At 53.8% G+C, this 6,000-nt stretch carries 6 protein-coding genes; all 6 read right to left on the bottom strand.

Annotated elements, in window-relative coordinates:
* Positions 1 to 155: 155 nt before the first annotated feature.
* A complete protein-coding gene (gene opgB, locus NMC31_RS07305; RefSeq protein ID WP_253897442.1) occupies positions 156 to 2,447 on the bottom strand; it encodes a phosphatidylglycerol--membrane-oligosaccharide glycerophosphotransferase in 2,292 nt (763 codons plus the stop codon).
* 233 nt (positions 2,448 to 2,680) lie between these two features.
* On the bottom strand, positions 2,681 to 3,172 hold the full coding sequence (locus NMC31_RS07300; RefSeq protein WP_253897441.1) for a YjjA family protein: 492 nt from the start codon (positions 3,170 to 3,172) through the stop codon (positions 2,681 to 2,683).
* A gap of 71 nt (positions 3,173 to 3,243) precedes the next feature.
* Positions 3,244 to 3,981, bottom strand: coding sequence for a replicative helicase loader DnaC (dnaC, locus tag NMC31_RS07295; protein ID WP_015966046.1), 738 nt, complete (start codon positions 3,979 to 3,981; stop codon positions 3,244 to 3,246).
* A gap of 2 nt (positions 3,982 to 3,983) precedes the next feature.
* Positions 3,984 to 4,523: a primosomal protein DnaT gene (dnaT, locus tag NMC31_RS07290; protein WP_149462970.1), complete on the bottom strand. Its 540-nt coding sequence runs from the start codon at positions 4,521 to 4,523 to the stop codon at positions 3,984 to 3,986.
* Between the two features lie 123 nt (positions 4,524 to 4,646).
* Positions 4,647 to 5,120: a threonine/serine exporter gene (locus NMC31_RS07285; protein WP_149462971.1), complete on the bottom strand. Its 474-nt coding sequence runs from the start codon at positions 5,118 to 5,120 to the stop codon at positions 4,647 to 4,649.
* Positions 5,111 to 5,893 (bottom strand): threonine/serine exporter family protein, encoded by a 783-nt coding sequence (locus NMC31_RS07280; protein WP_253897440.1) that lies wholly within the window; start codon positions 5,891 to 5,893, stop codon positions 5,111 to 5,113. Before NMC31_RS07280 ends, NMC31_RS07285 begins: the two co-directional genes overlap by 10 nt.
* Positions 5,894 to 6,000: the final 107 nt, after the last annotated feature.

Here is a 6,000-nt window from a genome sequence, read left to right as displayed (position 1 = left end):
ACAGGGAGAGGGGACCGATAGTGCCAGTGGTGAGATATGTGCGGTTTTCTCCCTCTCCCTGAGGGAGAGGGCGGGGTGAGGGGGAACCGATGGTGCCAGTGGTGAGGTCTGTGCGGTTTTCTCCCTCTCCCTGCGGGAGAGGGCGGGTTGAGGCGCTACCCCTGCGCCTCAACCACCTTAATTTCTACCATTCCAATTCCTAACTGACGTGGGGAGTGGCCGAGGATATTCCCTTCGTTTGTAGACTCAGGCGCGGGTGGGACAATCACCAGCGTGCTGGCCTGCGTCGGGTTATCGAAGTGCAGGGTTGTGGTCGTCACTTCGTGGCCCAGCATCAGCGTTTGCTCCGAATTACCCACGCGAACCGGGATAGGTTTATCCGCGTTCTGTCCGAAGGCTTTGGCAGTGATCACCAAATCAAATTTCTTCGGCAGTGGATGCTGATACTCAATTTTCACTTCATTGCCCAGTTGGGCGTTAGACCAGCGTCCCCAGCTTTCCGGACGTGAAATGCCGCTAAACTGCTTCACCTCTTCCGGCGCACCGGCGACGTTGAAAACGAAACTGTCGGCTTTGTAGCGAATATCGTTATCCACGACTTTCAGGGTGTCGACGTTGCCGTTGTAGCGTGTCATGTCGATAACCGTGTCTTTGAACGCGGTTTTGCCTTTCCACTGCGATTTATCGACGTGCTGTACTTTTTGTTCGCCGCCGAGCTGCCCTTGCGAGACGCACCAGTCGGTGGAGAGCGCGAATTCTGGTGCCCAAAGCTGACCCATTTTGTAGCAGCGGTCGATCCAGACAAAGTTATCGCGCGGGGCAAAATCAGCTAACTGATACCGTAACGGTGCCGAGTATTCGCTCTCCGGCAGCGGTTCAACGCGTTTATCCGACACGCGTAGCAGCAGCGGCAGGCGGAAATGGCTACCGGAGAAGGCAATCATGTTTTTCTGCGAATCGATAGTGAACTCTTTCATCTCTTTTGGGAAATTCCACAGGCGGATGATATCGGGTTTCCACGCCAGCACTTTCTCTTTCATATTGAGGAAAATGGTCGACAGCGATTCACCCGAGAGGCTGCTGCGCCCAAGTCCGATGAAATTATCACCACCCAGAATATCGAGCACCGTTGCGCCGTTATCCATGGTGTTACGCTTTGGCGCCATCACTTCCTGCTGAGGCTGATCGCCGCGCAGAACGAAGAACAGGTTGTTGCGATCCTGTTTGTTGAGGTAATCCCAGGCGGTATTTTTCATCGCCAGATGATCGGAGGACACCACGATCACCGTGTTTTTAAAGTAAGGCGACGCTTTGATTCTGTTAATGAATTCCGCAATATTCTGCTGGCTACAACTGACGGCGCTGAAGGATTGATTAGCTTTACCGCCCATTTCATAGCTTTTACGCGAGCAACTGCGTGAGATAAAACCATCCGGGTGATGCGTGTCGACGGTCAGGGTAAACAGCGAGAAACGTTTGCCCTCTTTAGAGAGGGTTTCGAATTTTTTCCACGCCTCGTCCAGCACCGTGTCGTCGTAGAAGCCCCAGTCATTGCGGTAGTTCGGGTCGTCGACGGTCGCTTTCAGCTCTTCGGAGCCGTAGAGATGGTCGAAACCGTGTGACTTCAGGAAGACATCTTTGCCGGCGAAACGCAGGTTCGCGCCCTGCACGAAATAGTTTTCATAACCGGAGTTTTTCAGAATATCGCCAAGGCAGATATTCTGCGGGAAGAAGCTGGAGAGGGAGGCCGACGCGTTGCCTTCAAACGGGGCGAATAGCGGAATGCCGCATTGTGAGGCGACCATCCCGGCAATGGTGTAGTCGGTGCCCGGCAGCTGCATGGTGTGGCTGAAATCGATGCTGTTATCTTTCAGCGCGCCAAGCTCTGGTGTGAGATCCGGAAACGCGTGGTTATCAAAATAGGTGCGCTCCAGGCTTTCACCGTAGATATAAACGAGGTTCAGCTTTGGCTGCGGAATACTTTTGGCCGGCTCTTTGTAATAGATAGAGAAATCAGGATCGCCATCGCGCGACTGGGATTTGACCAGTTCGCTAATCTGGCGAAAGGCCGGGCTGGCATCAACGGAGCCCACTGCCAGCACTAACGCCAGCAGGCTGTAACCAAAATGATGCGGATGGTGACGACGGCGACGCAACAGCCAGCCAAGCGTGCCGAATACGGCAACTAACCCCAGCACCAGGCCGATACCTGGCAGAATGTATTTACTTACACCCGCGCCGGTCAGGCTGTTGGTGAGCGTGTAAAGCACGGCGTCATTGATGCCGTCGCCGGTGAAATAGTCGCTGGCATAGAGCGTAATGTTGAGTATGACAAAAAATCCCAAAACAATTAGCGTAGCGGCGAACCACCACGTATTGCGGCCTGCCTTCAGGGCATAAATCGCCACGGAAGCAAGAAAAAGAGCAAGGGAGAGCAACTCTGACACTACGTATCCTCAACAGCGCCAGTTTTCTGGCCAGATAAAATTTGAACAGCATAATGTAATCATGCGGTCGTATTGCTGCAATTCTAGCGTCATCAAAGTGTGCTGTTGTTCAGAATTGGTTTATAAATAGCCGATTTTATCGTCGAAGAAGGGAATTTTTGTGCATGAGGAGTAAGACGGATGTTGCAGTGTGCGGATAAGCGAAGGGGCGCTCACCCGCACGTTCAGCGGGATCAGGAGAGGAAGTTCACACCCTGTTTCAGCACCAGATCGCAGGCTTTGGCTTTCACTTTTTTACCCAGATCGGTATTGCCCAGGCTTTCAAGATTCAGTTGCTGGCCATCTTTTGCATTCAGCAGGCCCTGGATGCCGTCCATATAGCTGGTGTCTTTTTTCTGCTCAGCGGCAGTGTCCAGACCCAGTTTGTCCAGCACCTGAGATTTGATGTTATCGACGTTAGCAACAGAGGTGATTTTCTCTTTTGCACAGTAACCCATAATGCCCGCGGCGTTATTCATTGTGCTGGCGCTCAGAGACTGCGAACCGCCATTCAGGAGGCTGGTTAATGAGGAGAGAGATGTACCGCTCTGCTGGCTGCTGCTCTGGCCGCCCAACTGGCTGGCTGCGCTGCTCAGGGTGTCGGTCAGGGAATTAGCGTTGGCCGCCGTTGCGAAGAAGGCACTCGCGAGGATGGCACCACATAACAGGGATTTAGTCGTTTTCATGAGAAGCACTCTATTCATGCAATGAATGTATTAGGCCGCCAGTATACTCCCGGTAGCGACTAAGATTTATCTCAATACTCTTTGCCGGTAACCCGGCTGCGATAGCTGTCCCAGTTAAAGATGACCCACAGGCTGTTGCCGAGGCGCATACGGTCCATCACGCGTTCCCCCAGCAATTTATTCATCTCATCCATATTGCTGTTGGTGAGCATACCGGTAGGGCGTTTGGAAGAAGAGCGACGATCGACAATCTGGTTGATGATCACTTTCTCGTAGCGCGACTCCGTTTGCACACCGATTTCGTCGATCACCAGCAGGTCGACCTGGCTGAGATCGTTCAGCAGTTGCTCTTCGCTGGTTTCCCGATTGCTGAAGGTATCCTTCATGGCTGACATAATGTCGGCAACGGTGATGATCAGCACCGATTTCCCGCGAAGGAGCAGTTCATTGCAAATGGCCGCCGCCAGATGGTTTTTCCCTGTACCAGGCTTGCCGGAGAAGATAAAACTGGCAATGTTGCCATCGAACTCTTCCACGTACTGACGCGCTTTTGACAGCGCGTTCATCTGGCCTTCGTTTTCCACGCGATAATTGTCGAACGAGCAGTTCTGGTGCAGCGGGCGAATGCCCGAGCGGTTAAATGTGCGCTGCATTTTCATGGCGCGGTTTTCCCGCTCCAGCGCAGCGGCGCGGATTTTTCCCTGCTCTTTTTGCCAGGCCAGCAGCTCTTCACCGGTAGTGAAGGCGGGCTTGACGTTCGCCGGCATCATCTTTTGCAGGCGTTGCATTAAATCGCCAACATTTTTCATGCTCATCCTCTGAAACCAGGGGGAATATGATTATCGGGTTCGGAAACGCTGTTCAGATCGCGCTTTGGCTGGCCGTTATTGCTCGCGCGGCCCATTTGCACGCTACGCGCCAGTTTTTGCTGCCACTGTACGTGATGGAACACTTTCCCTTCTGCTTGCCAGTAAGCGACAAATGAGGCCAGTTCTTCCGGCGTGACCGGCTCGCTGAGGGCAATTCCCCACAACGCGGAAAGCCGCAAAAATTCGGCATCCGGCTGCCAGCCTGCGTACATGGCAAATTTGCCCATCGGCACGGCGACAGGCATAGGCGCAGGCTCTTCGAAGAACTGCGTATCCAGCGCCACATCGCTGCCCGGACGAGCGAGTTTTTCTTCCAGCGCTAACAGGTGTGCCAGCCGTTCCGGTGTGATGGCGTAGAACGCGGGCGCATTGTTAGCAAATACGGCCAGTGCACCACCTTCTGTTTTAGCAAGGATGGCAGCAGGATCGGCGACAAAGGCGTCAATACCAATCACGTTCGGCGTCAAAATACGAGAAGACATAACACTATCTCAATACAGAAAATAACAGGAAGGCTGCGGGACCCCCGCAGGTTAATGTGCATATAGTAGCACAGTGCATGAAAGGGACGGCAGCCTTAATCCTGACTGCCGTTGGGTAGAGAATCAGACTCGCGGACGTTTGCGATACAGCCACAACCCAGGAATTGATAAACCGATAGAGAGCGCGCCGACAATCGATGATGCTTTAAGAAAGTTGCTGATAAGCGCAATCATCATCTCTTCGGTATAACCTAAGTGGCTGATTTTTACCGCCGAAATCATCGCGGTGTAGGCTGATATTCCGGGGAACATGGGGATGACGGCGGCGACAGTAAAGATCTTCGGGTGCGCCAGGTACCAGCGCGACCAGCGAATGCCGATGCTGCCCACCAGAATAGCGGCAAGGAATGTTGCCCACTCAATGTTAAACCCGGCGGTCATCATCACAAAACGTGAGCTGTGGCCAATCGCGCCCAGCAGTGCGCACCATGGAAGTGCCCGATGCGGCACGTTGAACACCATCGCGAAACCAACTGCCGGAACGGATGAGAGAATGATGTCCTGAACCAGCGCCACTATAAAATCGACTATACCCATCCGCGCAGCCCCCATACGGTCATCGCCATCACCACACCCACGCAGGTGGCGAGCGTCAGCAGGCTGGCAATGGCCCAGCGTGCCAGCCCGGTGTTGATGTGGCCTTTAAACATGTCGGCCACGGCATTAATGAGTGGAAAGCCCGGTACCAGCAGCAACACGCTGGCCGCCATCGCGACAGTGGACGTTTGGCTGAACGCAGGCAGGCGTAAAAGCAGGCCGGAGACGGTCGTCGCGGCGAAGGCGGTAATACAGAAATTGATTTGCGGGTGCATCGCGCGGTGAGTGAGGACCTGGCGAATATACATCGCAATAGTGCTGGCGCAGAGCGTGACGAATGCGCCATCCCAGCCGCCGTTGTTGAGTTTGCAGAAACAGGCGCACGAGAGGCCGACCATCATTACTACTAACCAGCGCGGATAGCGTAGCGGCTTGATTTGTGAGAAACGTTTGGCGACATCGCGCGCATCCAGCAGTTTGTGCTCTGCCATGATGACGATGTGCTGAATCTCCGTGACGACGTGCATGTTGATGCCGCGATCGGCATTTTTACGTGTCGATGTGATGCATTTCCCGTCCTTAATTGTTGATAAAACAATGGCATTCGGCGAAATGGCGATTTCGACGCTGTCCATCCCCAGCGCGCGCCCTAAGCGTGAGGCCAGCTCATCAACCAGTGCGCTTTCCGCACCATGCTGAAGCAGAAAAAGGCCGCACTGAATACAGAGCCGCGTAATGCCTCGCTGGGTATTGTGATCGATTTCCGTGGTCATCCTGCTTCCTCGGTACAACTTCCTGATGGTTTACTTTTACCCGAAGCGCCCCTGGTGGGAGTCCGTGTCGGATCAAATAATGTGCAAAAAGGGGGCTGTGTTTTGGG

Source organism: Pseudocitrobacter vendiensis (assembly GCF_943590815.1).
GTDB lineage: Bacteria > Pseudomonadota > Gammaproteobacteria > Enterobacterales > Enterobacteriaceae > Pseudocitrobacter > Pseudocitrobacter vendiensis.
The sequence above is the reverse complement of the archived record's forward strand: the minus strand, read 5'-3'. Positions and strand labels throughout refer to the sequence as shown.